Here is a 13,998-nt window from a genome sequence, read left to right on the forward strand (position 1 = left end):
GGGACGGCTCGGACGGGTACAGTCCTCGGCGGCAGCCACGCTCTGCCCGACTCCGAGTTCGGCTCGACGCCCATGCCGTCACCGCCGCGCGACCGAGGACAAGCCGTCGTTGACGCAGCGTGGGGACCATTTCGTGATCATTTTCGACCGCGCGGTGGCATGGGGTCGTCGCGGGAAGAAGATGAACATGGTCGACAACGACCGCATTTCCAACTCGGCGCGCCGGGCCCGTCAGCGGGCGATCCGGGCCCGGATGGCGGAGACCGGTGAGACGTACGCCGTGGCGGCCCGCCGGCATGACGAGCGCCGCGATCCGCGAACCCGGGAGACCGGGCGGCCTCCGGAGCCGATCGAGTGGCTCGTCCCGGCCCGCGGCGTCACCTACAACGTGATTGCCGGCGGACCGGACGACGGCGTGCCGGTTCTGCTGGTGCACGGCGACGGCTCGTCCGCCGGGTTCTGGCGGCCGCTCATCGACCGCCTCCCCGCCGGCGTCCGGGTTGTCGCCCCGCACCTGCGCGGCTACGGCCGCAGCGAGGCGGCACCGGTGGACGCCACCCGGGGTCTGCGCGACTTCGCCGACGACCTGGCCGAACTGCTCGACGACCGCGATCTGTTCCCCCGGGGCGGCCCGGTGATCGTGGCCGCCCACGCGATGGGTTGCGGCGTGGTCATGCAGATGATCGCCGACCACCCGGGCCGGTTCACGTCGGCTCTGCTGGAATCGCCGCTGAGCCCGTACGGCTTCGGCGGCACCCGCGACCTCGACGGCACCCCGACCGCCGAAGACTTCGCCGGCACCGGGGGCGGCAGCGCCCACCCCGACTTCGTGTCCCGCATCGAGGCCGGCGACCGCAGCTCCGATGCGCGGACCAGCCCCAGGTCCGTGCTGCGCTCCATGTTTGTCGCCGACCCGGCATCGCTCGACGACGACGAGGAGCTCCTCCTCGAGGCGATGCTCGGTATCGCGGTCGGTGCGGGCAACTACCCCGGCGACAGCCGGCCGGCGAACCGCTGGCCGTTCTTCGGTCCCGGTGACGGGGGTGTCCTCAACGCCATGTCGCCGCGGCACTTCAACGTCGCTGACGCCCTGGTCGGTGCCGTGCCGAAGCCCCCGATCGTCTGGGTCCGGGGCGACCGGGACGTGATCGTGTCGGACACGTCGCTGCTCGACCGGGCCTATCTCGGCTCGATCGGCGCCATTGCCGACTGGCCCGGCGCCGACGCGTGCCCGCCGCAGCCCATGGTCGGCCAGACCCGGGCGGTGCTGCAGCGATACGCGGGGAACGGTGGCCGCTACCGGGAGGTCGTCTACGACAACTGCGGCCACTCCCCGCATGTCGAACGTCCGGCCGAGTTCGTCGCCGAGCTCATGAAGCTCGTCAACGACGCGGCCGGCGACGACGGGATCAGACGAAGAAGGCGTTGATCGCGGCCACGACCGCGTCGGCGATGGAGCCGAACAGCCCCCGGCGACGGGTGTGCAGACCGCGGTGACCGCGCATGTCGGCCGGCCGGACGGGACGCTCGAGCTCGATGTCGGAAGTCATGTCCGTCAACCTATGAGCGGACCCTCGGCGGCCGCGTGAGCCGCCGTACTCAATCGCACCTAGGGTCTGCGCCGGAGTGAGGCGAGGTCCAGGTGGGCGCGCCGCGAGCGAAGAAAGCACCGGCGTGCGGCCAGACGGCGGCTCCGCCAGGGCGTACGAGGTTGTTGTGGGCAGGTCGTCGCCGAGGCCTCCGACGGGAAGGGCATGCACCCGATCACGCCGCAGTGAAGCAAGTGCAGGTGGTGGCCGGCGCCGGCCACATGCCGGTGCTGCATGTGGCCGGCTGGCGAAAGAGCTTCCCGCCACCGATGGTGATCGGACGGGGTTCTAGGGGTTCGGGCACGCCGGTGCGACGAAGCCGGCGTGCGTGCCGCGCGTCCAGCGGCACCCGAACGCCGGATCGGCCACCGCGCGGCGGCTCAGGATCGCGTCGCCGGCCGGGCGGCGGCCGGTGCCGATCCAGGTGGTGAGGTCGTCGAAGGCCTGGGTCAGCTCGGGCTGGGTGAAGTCGCAGTGGCCGACGCCCCGGATCGCCCGGGACACGAACAGCTTGGACCGGCCGTGGCGGGCCGCCCGTTCCGCGTACGCCTGTTCCATCGAGAGCGGCACGAACAGGTCGCCGATGTCGTGCAGGGACAGGACCGGCACCGGCGGGCGGCCGTCGACGCGGGGAATGCCGGACAGGCCCGGGTCGGCCGACGCGGTTCGGCGCACCCGCAGCACGTCGCGGTTGAGCCGCCACTCGGCGGTGGTCGGCCACAGCCGGTCGGTGCTGCGATAGATCGTGTGCCGGTTGTCGGCGACGTTGCCGGGTGCGATGCCCGCGGTGCCGCCCTGCAGGCCCGGGTAGAGGCCGAACAGGAACGGCAGGTCGGCCAGCGGCGGCAGCGAGGGGGCCGAGTTCCAGTAGGTGAAGGCGCCGTCGAATCCGGGCCGCTCCCCGCCGGTGCGCCGTTCCACGACCGCGGACCAGGTGCGCCCGGCCGCCGTGGAGCCGGACGGCAGGCCGAGAGCCGGCACGATGCGTCCCACCTGCTCGCGCCACCGTTGCTGGTATCCCGCGTCGGGCCGGAGCGGGAACTCGATGTCCACACCGGTCAGCGCGGCCGCCGTGACGTTCGCGTCGAGGAAGTAGTCGTAGAGGGCCGTGTCGCCGAGCACCCCGCAGTACGGCATCGCCCCGGCGAACGCCCGCGGATGCTCCTCGATCGCGACCGCGGTGACGTGCCCGCCCATCGACGCCCCCGACATGATCACCGAATGGGCCTTGACCCCGGTGACCCGCCGGAAGACGTCGATGAGGGCGACCGAGTCGCGCACCCCCTGACCGACGTCGTAGCCGTTGGTGGCATAGCTGGAGGCCGCCCACGCGTAGCCCCGGGCCACGTAGTGCGCGCGCAGCACCGGATTGTCGACGTAGACGGTCGTGCCGGTGCCGCGGTAGCCGTGGGCGTAGACGACCAGGCGGCCGTTCCAGGCGCCGGGAACCTCGATGCGGTAGGCCGCGCCGCCCACGATCCCGACGTGCACCTGAGCGCCGGGCAACGCGACGAACGGGGTCCCGTCGAGGTTGCACGCGGGATCGGCGACGAGATAGCCGGGCTGCGTCGTGCTGGGCACCGGCGCCACACACGCGGCTGCAGCGGGCAGGGCGGACGCGGCACGCAAAGCGGCAGGCAAAGCAGCAGGTAAGGCGGCCGCCGCAGGCGAAGTGGCCACAAAGGGCACGGCGGAGATCACTACGAGCAGGGATAAAACGACTGCGGCACGACACCGGATCATGACGTCACCTCCCGGTAACAATGAGAGGCCCGGCATCGACCGATGTCAAGGTGCGGGGAGGCGGGCGGATCGGGGCGGCTCCTGTCGCGGGTGACCGACGCGGAAGACGGCCAGGGGTGTCGCGCCGACCCGGGCACTCAGGCGGTCCGCGGTGACGGGGCAGTCGAGGAGCTGGCTGAGCGGGTGGACGGCCAGCCCGAACCGGGCCAGCAGCAGCCAGGTCCGCAGAAGGCGACGCCCCGCCTCCCGCCGATCGTCGAACGAGCCGGTCAGCACGAGCACGCTCCCGTCGTACCGGAGAAGATCGCGCCCACTCGCGGCCAGCAGGGCGGGCACCCCCGGGATCAGCCCGGAGACCCGCAGCGCGCCCGCCAGCACCCGCGCCTCGACGCGGCTCAGGCCGAGCGCGCGGTCGGTCAGCCCGTCGCGGTGGTAGCGCGGGTCGCGCGGGTCGAGCCGCAGCCAGTCGCGCAGCTCGCGGGCCACCGGCGGGGTCCCGAACATCCAGCGGTCGGCCACCTCCAGGTCGCCGGCCAGGTCGCGGCTGCGCACGTGCACGATCCCGGGTTCCAGGGCGGCGAGAATGACCAGATCCAAGAGCCCTTCCTCGTACGGCCCCCGAACGACCCGCCTCGCGTCGACGTCGGCCTGGTGGAAGATCGTCTCGTACGGCCGCTCGGCCGGCACCAGCCGGATCCGCCGCGGATCGCTGAGGTCGCAGCCGACGGCCAGGCCGGCCCCGGCCGCCACGATCAGGCAGGTCTCGGCGAACGCCCCCATGCCGAGCATCAGGTCGCGCCCGGTCGGGTCCGAGTCGGGCAGCGACCGCTGCGGGTCGACCCCGATGACGATCTCGTCGGCCCGGTAGTCGATGGTCCACGGCTGGGTGTTGTGCGCGCTCGGCGCCCGCCGGAACAGCGATTCGTGGTCGCGCAGGACGGAGACCCAGCTCATGCCGTACCTCGCTGATAGAAGGTGTATCCGTGCAAGGGACGACCACCGGCCCGTCGGTAGGAGGCGGCCGAGGCGGCGTTGCCGCGTTCCACGAAGGTGCTGCGCAGCGTCCGGTAGCCGCCCGCCTCGAGGTTCCGGTGCACCTCACGGCTCAGCAGCGTCATGTAGCCCCGGCCCTGCGCCTCGGGCACGACGCCCTTGATGACCAGCACCGCGTCCCGGCGGTAGCGCGACCGGGTGGCGAGCAGACGCAGCTGTTCGACCGGTCCGAGCCGGCCGCCGGTGCGCATCAGGAACTCGGAGATGTCGGGGACGGCGACCACGAACGCCACCGGACGGCCCGCCTTCTCGAGCCACAGCAGCAGCCCCTCGTCGAGCAGGAAGGCCAGGCCGTCGGTCTGCTCGGCGAGCTGGCCGGCCGAGATCTCGGTGTAGTAGCCGAGCTGCGCGAAGCTCGCGTTGAGCATCTCGCGCAGAATCGGCAGCTGGTGACGGAACCCGCGGCGGGAGCCGTGCCGGATCACCAGCTGCTCGGCGGCGATCCGGCGGTCGTCGAACGTGTAGGCGGCGGCCGAGCCCGCCACGTCCACCGCCCAGGTGTCGGCCTCGAACCGGCGGGTGAAGCCGTGCCGCTCGTACATGTCCGGGTAGTACGCCGGGTTCCAGGCCGAGTCGACGAAGCCCCGCGACTCGAAGCCGCTCGTGATGACGCCGCCGGTCTGGTTCGGCAGCAACGCCACCGGCCCGAACAGCTCGCGCCCTTCGGCCTCGCGGGTCACGACATCCAGCAGCGCCTCGAAGACGGCGTCGTCGTCGGTGAACTCGGTGTGCCCGAAAAGCTGGTAGGCGCCGAAGGCGGGATCGCGGTGCGTGCTCGTGCGACCGACCACCCGGCCGCGGCGGTCGCGCACGACATGGAGCGAAGCGGTCCGCGCATGGCGGGCGATGACGGGCGCGGGCAGTGGCACGTAGAGGTCGCGGGGATGCAGCCGCAGCGGCAGCTCGCAGAACTCGCGGAGGTCGGCCCGGGTGCGTACGGGAAAGGTCTTCATCGTCTGTGCACCGGCGGGCCGGCCGACTCGGTGGACAGGGGCGTCCAGGTCGGCATGTGCGACATGCTGCCGTCCTCGGCCCGCCACGTGCCGTTGCTGTAGCCGTGCGGCTGGGCGGTGAACAGCCGGATGAAGCCGGCGGTGGCGTTGGTCGCGCCCTCGTCGGTGAGCCAGCACATCAGGTCGCGGTGGTGGCGGCTGCGGGCGAACTTGAGCATGGCGTCCTGGTCTTCGAAGAACGCGATGGTGCCGATCGTGTACGGGAACTGGTAGTACACGGTGTGCCAGCGGTAGCCGGACATCCGCTTCATCTGGCGCACCATCGGGAACCAGGTGCGGATGGTGTGCCACATGGCGAGCGGCCCGGAATACTTCGTGGCCCCGATGAACATGGCGGTCGCCTGCCCCTGCGGCGGCGCGGCGCTGAAGTCGGTGGTCCTCATGCGGCCTGTCCTTTGATCAGATAGACGTTCTTGAGCTGGGCCGACGAGCCGGCGAACGGGCCCGTGCCGTGGTCGTGGACGGTGACGCGCAGGTCGGCGGCGGACGGGTCCTCGGCGAGGGATTCGGCGAAGTCGCGGCTCGACCGGGTCAGATGGGCCAGCACACCGGCCCGGCAGGCGTCGGCCAGCAGATCCCGTTGCGCGGCCTCCGGGCGTACGGAGGAACGCAGTTGAAGGTGGACGGTGGGACGGCTCTCCAGGTCGGCGCCCTGGACCAGCTCGAGACAGAAACCTTCGAGCATGTGCGCGTACGGGTTCCCGTCGTACAGCCCGTACTCGATGTCCTGGGGGTAGATGTTGGCCCCCATGTACGAGATCGTGCTGTCCTTGCGCCCGAACAGGAACAGCAGCGGCAGGCGCATGCCGTCGGCCCGCATCGCCACCTCGGCCTCGGCCCGGGCCGCCGGATCGGTGATGGCCGCCAGCACCTCGGGCATCGTGGCCAACCGGCCCTCGTCGCCGATGTTGTAGCGCACCTTCGGGTTCACCACCGAGGTCGAGTTGATCGTGCAGAGGATCTCGTGGCCGGCGGTGGTCTCGAGGTAGGTCTCGAGCGGGTTGTACTGGAACACCATCGGCAGCCGTTCCTCACCCGGCCCGAGCAGGCGGGCGCGCAGCTCGGCGTCGGTGCGCAGCCGGCGCCGGACCCAGACGCTGAAGTCGGTCTCGCCGGCCATGCCGATGGTGAGGTCGCTGGCGCCGTAGCCGGAGCGGACCTTGCGGAACCGCTTCTCCAGATAGTCGCGCAGGGCCTCGGTCATGCCCTCGCCGCCGACCAGGCCGGAGATGCGGTATTCGGCCCACGGGAACTGCTCGGCGTCGAGCTCGTCGAGCAGGCGCTTGAGGAACGGCGGGTACGCGGTGACCACGTACTCGAAACCGGGTCCGAAGTGCCGCAGCGTGTCGACGATCTTGCGGATGTCGGGGCCGGTGTTCTTGACCATCGCGATCCGGGACATCGCGATGCCGGTGTTGGTGCCGGTCGCCCACGCCCCCATCGAGTAGGCGTTGATGACGAACCGCCGCTTCGCGGGAAAGATCATGGTGGCGTACGCGGCCAGGTTGCGATGCACCGAGGCCAGCTCGGCCCGGCTGCGGACCCAGTTGAACGGCTGCCCCGACGACCCCGACGACTCGTCGACCACGCTGCCGGCGACCTCGAAGCGGCCGTTGCGGCACCGCTCGTGCTCCGGGTAGCCCCGCACATAGTCGGCTTTGCCGGTGGGTGGGTAGCTCTCCAGGTCGAACCAGCGGAACTCCCAGCCCCGGCGACGCAGGAAATCGCCGTACGCGGGCACGTCGAGCGCCGCGAACTGGCAGGTCATCCAGGCGTTGAGGCGGGCGAATCCGGCCATGCGGGGGTGGTAGTGGCGGGCCATCAAGCGCCACACCGCCGGGTGCAGCCGATAGAGGCCGTAGATGCCGCTGAGCGCGTAGCTGACGAGCCGGAGCGTCCATTGCCGGAAGGTCGAGATCACGGGATAGACGCTATGAACTCCCAGCTCGCGGGTGATCCTGGCGGCTACTCAACCCGTCTGAGTACGCGGCCTCAGCTCAGCTCAGGGCGGCCGCCTGGATGTCGACGTTGCCGCACGTGGGGTGGTGCTGGACGGCGTTGACCCAGGTGACCCGGAGCGTCTCGCCGGCCGGGGCGCGGAACTTCAGGATGAAGACGGCGGTGCCGTTCGTCTGCGGGTTCTCCAGCGTGGCGGTCACGGTCCGCCCGGCCAGGGTGGCCGTCAGCTGACCCTTGGCCGCCCAGACCCCGGCGTAGAGGCGCAAGGTCCGGATCGCCGGGGCCGCCGACACCGAGACGGCGAAGCTGCCGCCCGGCTGGCAGACGTAGAGCCCGGTCGGGGACGGCCCGGTCGCGGCCGTCGGGGCGCCACCGGTCCAGGTGAAGCTCTGCGGGTTGTTGTCGTACCGGTTGTGGCCGCCGGTGATGTCCAGGTCCTTGATCTCGCCGGTGCCGCCGCTGCGCCGGTTGACCGAGCCGGGGTCGGCCAGTCCCCAGTGCACCCAGTCGCGGGCGCCCTGGGCGGCCAGATCGACGACGGCTGGGACGTCCTGCTGGGTGACGGTCAGGGCCGGCGTGACCGCGGGCTTCCGCGTGGCGGGCGGCGTTGTCCGCTTGCGGGCCGGCGTGGTGGCGGCGGGGGTGGGCGTCGGATCTTCGGAAGGCGGTTCGGACGCATCGGGTACCGACAGCGGCGGCGGGTTCCACACCCCGGGCAGCGCGGCCGGTGACGGTTTCTCGCCGGGCTCACGGGTGAGGACCACGAACAGCGCGGTCGCCCCGATCAGCACGACGCTGACAGCCACGGCGATCCTCAGGGTCATGCGGGCCCGGCGGGTGCCGGCGCTCGGCTCGTCGTCGTCGCGGTGTGATGCCACGGAGTACCTCAGTCATGTCGCCCGGCGTTCCGGCGAGTCAGCGTACAGACACCGTCAGTCAGTCGATAGACCCATGTGAACGTTCCCGCGATTGTCCGGCGTTGTTTGTCTGATCACCGCGCCAAGGGCCGGACAATCCCCCGGCCGCTAGACAGAGATCCGTCCAAGGCTCATCGAGAAGGGACCGACCATGAGACGGATCGTCATGGTGTTCATCGCCTGCCTGAGCGTGCTGGGGGTGGCCCTGTCCGCGGCCCCGGCCGGGGCCGCCGGCAAGAACGAACTGGAAATCAGCAGGCTGGCCGTGGCCGACTGGGACTGCACGGCCGGCTACTCCTGCTACTACGACTCCGTCGGCGGCCGCGACAAGCTGTTCCGCGCCGAACGCTGCGGCCAGCACGACCTCCGGGGCGGCCCCTACCAGAACCGCATCAACTCGATCGCCAACTACGGCGCCAAGATCGTCTATGTGTACGCCTACGACGTCGAAGCACGCACCTGGCACCGCAAGGGCTGGGTCCAACCGGGCCAGCGCGGCAACCTGCCCGACATGCCGGGCGACCCGATCTCGATCGACATGATCAACATCATTTGCTGACGTCAGGCCGCCCGGCCCAGCCGGGCGGCTCCACCTTTCCGCTCATCCGATCGGTCAGCTTTCCCCGCCGAACGTAGGTCCGCCCACCGAAAGGAAATACGCCGGACAACGCGCATTTAACATCGGATCCGCCGTGCCGGATTTCCGGTTTCCGGCGTTTCCGCAAATGCATTCCTATTCGGAGATTCTTCATGTTCAAACCCGCGCTGCGCCTGCTGATCGGTGCCGCTGTCCTGGTTGCCGGAGTCGCTGTTCCCGCCGGAGCCTCCTGGGCGAATCCGGGAATTCGTTATATCGGTCCGTCGTCGCACTACGCCAATCCGCCGGACGGTGTCCGCTGTGTTCAGGAGGTCGTCGGCCTGGCCCAGGACGGGCAGTTCGGAGACCAGACCTATGCCGCCGTCCGCAACTGGCAGGCCGCGAAAACCATGATGGCGGACGGCATTGTCGGGCCCGACACCGGCGACCAGATGATCATGGCGTTGCCGGAGAGCCGCCGCTTCTTCTGCGCCCGGTTCATGCCGACGACCTTCTTCCTGATGGACGACTCCGGCAACACGCCGGAGGGTGGTGTCGTGACCAGCTCGACCCGCCCGGACGACGCGGGCGAAGCGGTGGAGCTGGGGCAACCGGTCGGCAAGTGCCTGATCAAGAACCTGGTCAGCCAGTTCGGCGGGGCCGGACGCGTGTTCAAGGTGGTCTGGAAGCGACGCCTTCCGTCGCGGGAGGAGTGGCTGGCAGCACCCAACCCAGTCGTCCTCGGGGGCAAAGTTCTCTGGTGCTCGCTGATGGGCTGAGGCCGGCATCCGGTGGCGGTTCCCGGTGACGCCCTGGGCGGCTGGCCGCTGCCGCGCGCTCACCACACGCTAGTTTGGGGCACCCGAAACAGAGGAGAGCGCCGTGGGCAAGGTGGTCATGTACAGCTCGGTCTCGGTGGACGGCTTCATCGCCGACGACCACGACCAGCCGGGACCGCTGTTCGACTGGTTGACCAGCGGTGACGTGCCGTTGGACGAGAGCGGCGTGCTGAAGGTGTCGCAGACCTCCTACGACCACACCCGGGCCTACTGGGACCAGATCGGGGTGACCGTCGCCGGTCGCCACGTCTTCGACATGACCGACGGCTGGGACGGCAAGCCTCCGGGCGGGATCGACCACGTGGTCGTCGTGACGCACCGGCCGGCGCCCGAGGGCTGGGACCCCGGGGCGCCGTTCCACTTCGTCGACGGCGTCGAGGCGGCCGTGGCCAAGGCGCAGGAGCTGGCCGGTGACCGCCTGGTCGAGGTCGCGGCGGGTGACGTCGGGGGCCAGGCGCTGGCCGCGGGCCTGGTCGACGAGGTGCGCATGGACGTCGTGCCGGTCGTGTTCGGCTCGGGCAAGCGCTTCTTCGGCTCGGTCGACGCGCAGCACCTGCTGGAAGACCCCGACGTGGTGATCCAGGGCAACCGGGTGCTCCACGTGCGATATCGGGTGCGCCGCTGACGGGTCTGGCCCCGGGCCGGGGACATCCGGTGTAATCACCGCATGCCGCACGCGTCATTGAGTGATCTGATCGGCCGCTATCTGCCGCCGGCCACCGAGGCGTGCCCGACGTTCACCGAGAACTCGCTGTTCGAGCCGATCGTCGACGGCGTCACCTACTTCACCGAACTGGCCGCGCACATGGAGGCCCTCGGGCCCGGTGACGCCGTCTACATCGCCGGCTACCAGGCCGACCCGCAGCTCGACCTCACCGGTCGGGTGGCCGGCGAGACCGGGTTCCGGCCCTTCACCGACGTGCTGGCCGAGAAGGCCGCGGGCGGCACCGACGTACGGATCGTGCTCAGCGCGGCCGAGTTCTCCGGTGGAGTGCCGTGGCTGCCGGTCGGGCCGTTCCGGGCCAACACCCTGGCCGCGCGGGTGATCCGGGCGTGGAAGCCCTCGACCCGCGACGTGGCGACGCCGCCGCTGGAGGACCGGGTGCTGCTCGACTGGTCGGGACCGGTGCTCGGCTCCAACCACCAGAAGCTGGTGGTGTTCAGCCACGGCGGCGTTCTCACCGCGTACGTGGGCGGGCTTGATCTCTCCCCCACCCGCTTCGACCACTCACCCCACCATCGGCTCAAGCTCGGCGAGCACCGGTGGGGATGGCACGACGCGGCGGCGCGGCTGCACGGCCCGGCCGCCGTACGCGTAAGGGAGACGTTCCAGTTCCGGTGGCAGAACACGGCCGCCCTGCCGCCCCGGCAGATCGCCAAGAATCTGCCGCCGGAGTATTTCCACCTGCCCAGCGGCGGGTTCACCTGGCTCAACCCGGTCGATCCGCCGCGCGATCTGCCGCCGGTGACCGCGCAGCCCGAGCACCCGGCCGAGGGAACCGCGGTGCAGGTGGTGCGCTCCTACCGGCCGTGGTCGCTCTATCGGCATCGCGCGTGGCACCGGATGCGGCGGGCCAACGTGGTGCGGGCCGGCATCCAGGAGATCTACCACGCGATGACCACCGCCATCGGGGCCGCCGAGCGCTACATCTACCTCGAGGATCAGTATTTCCACGAGTCCCCCGGCGGCGACCCGAGGTTCCAGCTCTACGGCCAGCTGCGGTCGGCCGCCCGGCGCGGCGTCAAGATAATCCTGATCGGGTCCGGCCGGCGTGACCCGGCCGACGGCGGCGACAGCACGGTCCACCCGGTGATCACCCACGACCTGCGGTGGCGGGTGCTGGCCCGGCTGCCGGTGGCCGCGCGCCGCAACGTGGTCATGTACCGCGTCGACAACCTGACCGTGCACACCAAGCTGATGCTGGTCGACGACGTGTTCGCCAGCATCGGCTCGGCCAACTTCTTCAGCCGCTCGATGGTGGGCACCGACAGCGAGATCACCTCGACGTTCGTCACCACCGGTTCCCTCGTACGGGATCTGCGCGTCAAGCTGTGGGCCGAGCACCTGCGCACGCCGCTGGACGAGCGGCTCGCGCCCGCCATGGCCGACCTGGACACCGCCCTGGGCATCTGGCGCCGCGAGTGGTTGCCCGACGGCCACCCGCCCGAGACGTGGCGCCGGCCCGGGCTGCCGGCGGGTTTCGCTCCGTCCGAGTGGGCGCTGACGCCGGCCCGCTACTCCCCCGCCGTCTGGCACCGCGAGCGCAAGACCGCTAGGTGGGGGCGCCCTGGCTCGGGGTGACGGTTTCGCGGGGCTGGGCGCCGGGGGCGTCCCGGCTCGGGGTGACGGTTTCGCGAGGCTGGGCTCCGGGGGCGTCCTGGCTCGGGGTGACCCCGAACAGTCGCCGGTATTCGCGGCTGAACTGCGACGAGCTCTCGTAACCGACCGAGTGCCCGACCCCCGCGATGTCGCCGGGTGCGGCGGTGATTCGGATCCGGGCCTGCTGCAGCCGAACCTGCTTCTGATACTGCAGCGGGCTCATCGTGGTGACCTCGCGGAAGCGCCGGTTCAGGGTGGGCACGCTGACCCGCACGTGCCGGGCCAGATCGTCGACGCGGATGGCCTGGTCGAAGCGGTCCTCGATGTAGCGGGTGGCCCGCCGGACCACGGTGAAACGGTCATCGGCCCGGCCGACCTGCCGCACCAGATCGCCCTGCGGTCCGGTCAGGAGCCGCCAGTGGATCTCCCGCTCGACACCGGGCGCCAGGACGGCGAAGTCGCGCGGCCGTTCCACCAGCCTCAGCAGCCGCAGCACCGCCTCCAGCAGCTCCTCGTCGGCGGCGGCAACACCCAGGCCGACGTACGGTTCGTCACGCGCGGCGATCTCCGGCGTCTCCAGCAGCAGCTCGGCGATGAGCTCGGGCCGCAACCGCACGCCGACGGCCAGGAACGGATCGGCGCGGGTGATCCGGGCCGTCACGGTCAGCTCGACCGAATAGATCAGGTAGTCGCCGGGCCCGCACGTGAACTCGCGCCCCGGCAGCATGGTGCGTTTCTCGCCGGCGACGACCAGGGCGACCATCGGTTCGAGCTTCGAGCAGTAGGGCGGGACCTCGGCCGTGAGCGCCACCAGATGCGCGCCGGGAAGCCAGCTGCCCCGCGGGGCGGCCGCCTCCAGGCGGGGTATCAGGCCGCTCAGCCGGGCCAGGGTGTCCACCGGTTGATCATCGCACCTGGTAGCTGTTCCGCCGGCTGACCGGGCTGCGGCGTGACCCGGAGTGATCGGATCGGGCGCGGCCGTGATCGGAATAATCTAGGGAACATCCGCAGGTCAGACCCAGGATGGAGGCATCACCGACGAACCTCCCCGGAAGGAACTGATCATGAACGAGGCAACCCTGCGGCCGTACGTGGAAGCCCATGTCGACGCCCTCAAGAGCAACGACGTGGCCGCGCTGACCGAGGACTTCGCGGCCGACCTGCGGCCGCAGCTGCCGGCGGTCATCGCGAGCCTGCCGACGCCGCTGCCCCTGACCGACGCCGAGATCCTGAGCATCGAGGCCGGCGACGAGGTGAGCGTCGTGCACAACCGTCTCGTGGGTGGCGACGGCAACGCGTTCACGATGCGCTCCGAGTGGCGGCTGCTCGACGGCCGCCCCCGGATCACGGCCGGCGCGCCGGCCTGAGGCCGGCTACCGAGGGGCGGCGCCGTCGAGAACGTTGGCCACCAGGGCGACGGCGTACTCCTCGGTGAGCGGCGCGTCGGGGACGAGCAGGCGGTTGTAGCAGGCTCCCCAGAGCTGGTCGACCAGGATGCCGAGGTCGATGTCGTCGCGCAGCTGGCCGCGGTCGCGGGCCTTCTCGAAGGCGGCCACGGCCAGCGCGCGACGGGGTGCCGAGTAGTGGCGGGAGAAGGCCGCGGACAACTCCGGGTCGGTCTGGGCGTTCCCGATCAGCCCGGCGATGACCGTTCCCGTCCCGTCGTGCGTGAGAAGCCGTACGAAGGCTCTCAACTGGGTGGTGATGTCGGCCCGGATGTCACCGGTGTCCGGGAATTCGAGCTGTTGCTCGCTGTGCGCGAAGAAGGCCTCGGCCGCCAACGCGCCGGCCGACGGCCACCACTTGTACAGGGTCATCTTGCTGGAACCGGCCGCGGTGGCGACCCGGTCGAAGGTGACGGCCTTGATCCCCTCGCCGAGCAGCAGGTCGGCGGCGGCCCGCAGCACGGAGGCCCGCACCTCGGCGGCGGGCCGGCGGCCGCGGCCCCGGCGTGGTGTCGCTGCTTCGCTCTGCATGCCTCCGAGATT

General features: G+C 70.9%; 15 protein-coding genes. 6 read left to right on the forward strand and 9 right to left on the reverse strand.

Features of this window, described 5'->3' with window-relative positions; all coding sequences use genetic code 11:
- The first annotated feature begins 133 nt into the window (after positions 1-133).
- On the forward strand, positions 134-1,429 hold the full coding sequence (locus JIG36_RS35675) for an alpha/beta fold hydrolase (protein ID WP_307873046.1): 1,296 nt from the start codon (positions 134-136) through the stop codon (positions 1,427-1,429).
- Here JIG36_RS35675 and JIG36_RS35680 read toward each other — a convergent pair.
- From JIG36_RS35680 to JIG36_RS35710, 7 genes are all read right to left on the reverse strand, one after another.
- A complete protein-coding gene (locus JIG36_RS35680) occupies positions 1,410-1,550 on the reverse strand; it encodes a hypothetical protein (RefSeq protein ID WP_203380830.1) in 141 nt (46 codons plus the stop codon). The genes JIG36_RS35675 and JIG36_RS35680 overlap by 20 nt on opposite strands.
- A gap of 327 nt (positions 1,551-1,877) precedes the next feature.
- Positions 1,878-3,170 carry an alpha/beta hydrolase family protein gene (locus tag JIG36_RS35685; protein ID WP_307873047.1) on the reverse strand — a complete coding sequence of 431 codons (1,293 nt, stop codon included), beginning with the start codon at positions 3,168-3,170 and terminating at the stop codon, positions 1,878-1,880.
- A gap of 207 nt (positions 3,171-3,377) precedes the next feature.
- A complete protein-coding gene (locus JIG36_RS35690) occupies positions 3,378-4,286 on the reverse strand; it encodes a nitroreductase family protein (RefSeq protein WP_203380832.1) in 909 nt (302 codons plus the stop codon).
- Entirely contained in the window at positions 4,283-5,338 is a 1,056-nt protein-coding gene (locus tag JIG36_RS35695; RefSeq protein WP_203380833.1) for a hypothetical protein, read from the reverse strand. Before JIG36_RS35695 ends, JIG36_RS35690 begins: the two co-directional genes overlap by 4 nt.
- Positions 5,335-5,781, reverse strand: coding sequence for a DUF4188 domain-containing protein (locus JIG36_RS35700; protein WP_203380834.1), 447 nt, complete (start codon positions 5,779-5,781; stop codon positions 5,335-5,337). The genes JIG36_RS35695 and JIG36_RS35700 overlap by 4 nt, the downstream gene beginning before the upstream one ends.
- On the reverse strand, positions 5,778-7,319 hold the full coding sequence (locus JIG36_RS35705; protein ID WP_203380835.1) for a phenylacetate--CoA ligase family protein: 1,542 nt from the start codon (positions 7,317-7,319) through the stop codon (positions 5,778-5,780). The genes JIG36_RS35700 and JIG36_RS35705 overlap by 4 nt, the downstream gene beginning before the upstream one ends.
- 76 nt (positions 7,320-7,395) lie before the next feature.
- A complete protein-coding gene (locus JIG36_RS35710; protein WP_203380836.1) occupies positions 7,396-8,235 on the reverse strand; it encodes a hypothetical protein in 840 nt (279 codons plus the stop codon).
- A 190-nt stretch (positions 8,236-8,425) separates the two neighbouring features.
- Here JIG36_RS35710 and JIG36_RS35715 point away from each other — a divergent pair, with 190 nt between their 5' ends.
- From JIG36_RS35715 to JIG36_RS35730, 4 genes are all read left to right on the forward strand, one after another.
- A complete protein-coding gene (locus JIG36_RS35715) occupies positions 8,426-8,833 on the forward strand; it encodes a hypothetical protein (protein WP_203380837.1) in 408 nt (135 codons plus the stop codon).
- A gap of 191 nt (positions 8,834-9,024) precedes the next feature.
- Positions 9,025-9,630: a peptidoglycan-binding domain-containing protein gene (locus JIG36_RS35720; RefSeq protein ID WP_203380838.1), complete on the forward strand. Its 606-nt coding sequence runs from the start codon at positions 9,025-9,027 to the stop codon at positions 9,628-9,630.
- A gap of 103 nt (positions 9,631-9,733) precedes the next feature.
- Entirely contained in the window at positions 9,734-10,315 is a 582-nt protein-coding gene (locus JIG36_RS35725; protein WP_203380839.1) for a dihydrofolate reductase family protein, read from the forward strand.
- Between the two features lie 42 nt (positions 10,316-10,357).
- Complete coding sequence (locus JIG36_RS35730; RefSeq protein ID WP_203380840.1) at positions 10,358-11,992, forward strand: phospholipase D-like domain-containing protein; 1,635 nt, start codon at positions 10,358-10,360, stop codon at positions 11,990-11,992.
- Here the strand turns inward: JIG36_RS35730 and JIG36_RS35735 are convergent.
- Positions 11,964-12,908 (reverse strand): AraC family transcriptional regulator, encoded by a 945-nt coding sequence (locus JIG36_RS35735; protein WP_203380841.1) that lies wholly within the window; start codon positions 12,906-12,908, stop codon positions 11,964-11,966. The two genes, JIG36_RS35730 and JIG36_RS35735, sit on opposite strands and share 29 nt — an antisense overlap.
- Positions 12,909-13,074: 166 nt before the next feature.
- Between JIG36_RS35735 and JIG36_RS35740 the strand changes: the two genes are divergently transcribed.
- On the forward strand, positions 13,075-13,377 hold the full coding sequence (locus JIG36_RS35740) for a hypothetical protein (protein ID WP_203380842.1): 303 nt from the start codon (positions 13,075-13,077) through the stop codon (positions 13,375-13,377).
- 6 nt (positions 13,378-13,383) lie between these two features.
- On the opposite strand, the gene JIG36_RS35745 is transcribed toward JIG36_RS35740, so the two are convergent.
- Positions 13,384-13,986, reverse strand: coding sequence for a TetR/AcrR family transcriptional regulator (locus JIG36_RS35745; RefSeq protein WP_203380843.1), 603 nt, complete (start codon positions 13,984-13,986; stop codon positions 13,384-13,386).
- Between the last annotated feature and the right edge of the window lie 12 nt (positions 13,987-13,998).

This window comes from Paractinoplanes ovalisporus, from assembly GCF_016834655.1.
Classification (GTDB): Bacteria; Actinomycetota; Actinomycetes; order Mycobacteriales; family Micromonosporaceae; genus Actinoplanes; species Actinoplanes ovalisporus.

Bases quoted from the DNA above. Each gene is read 5' to 3' on its own strand.
- JIG36_RS35680 (WP_203380830.1), bottom strand. From the start codon at position 1,550: ATGACTTCCGACATCGAGCTCGAGCGTCCCGTCCGGCCGGCCGACATG.
- JIG36_RS35715 (WP_203380837.1), top strand. From the start codon at position 8,426: ATGAGACGGATCGTCATGGTGTTCATCGCCTGCCTGAGCGTGCTGGGG.
- JIG36_RS35700 (WP_203380834.1), bottom strand. From the start codon at position 5,781: ATGAGGACCACCGACTTCAGCGCCGCGCCGCCGCAGGGGCAGGCGACC.
- JIG36_RS35720 (WP_203380838.1), top strand. From the start codon at position 9,025: ATGTTCAAACCCGCGCTGCGCCTGCTGATCGGTGCCGCTGTCCTGGTT.
- JIG36_RS35730 (WP_203380840.1), top strand. From the start codon at position 10,358: ATGCCGCACGCGTCATTGAGTGATCTGATCGGCCGCTATCTGCCGCCG.
- JIG36_RS35690 (WP_203380832.1), bottom strand. From the start codon at position 4,286: ATGAGCTGGGTCTCCGTCCTGCGCGACCACGAATCGCTGTTCCGGCGG.
- JIG36_RS35745 (WP_203380843.1), bottom strand. From the start codon at position 13,986: ATGCAGAGCGAAGCAGCGACACCACGCCGGGGCCGCGGCCGCCGGCCC.
- JIG36_RS35695 (WP_203380833.1), bottom strand. From the start codon at position 5,338: ATGAAGACCTTTCCCGTACGCACCCGGGCCGACCTCCGCGAGTTCTGC.
- JIG36_RS35740 (WP_203380842.1), top strand. From the start codon at position 13,075: ATGAACGAGGCAACCCTGCGGCCGTACGTGGAAGCCCATGTCGACGCC.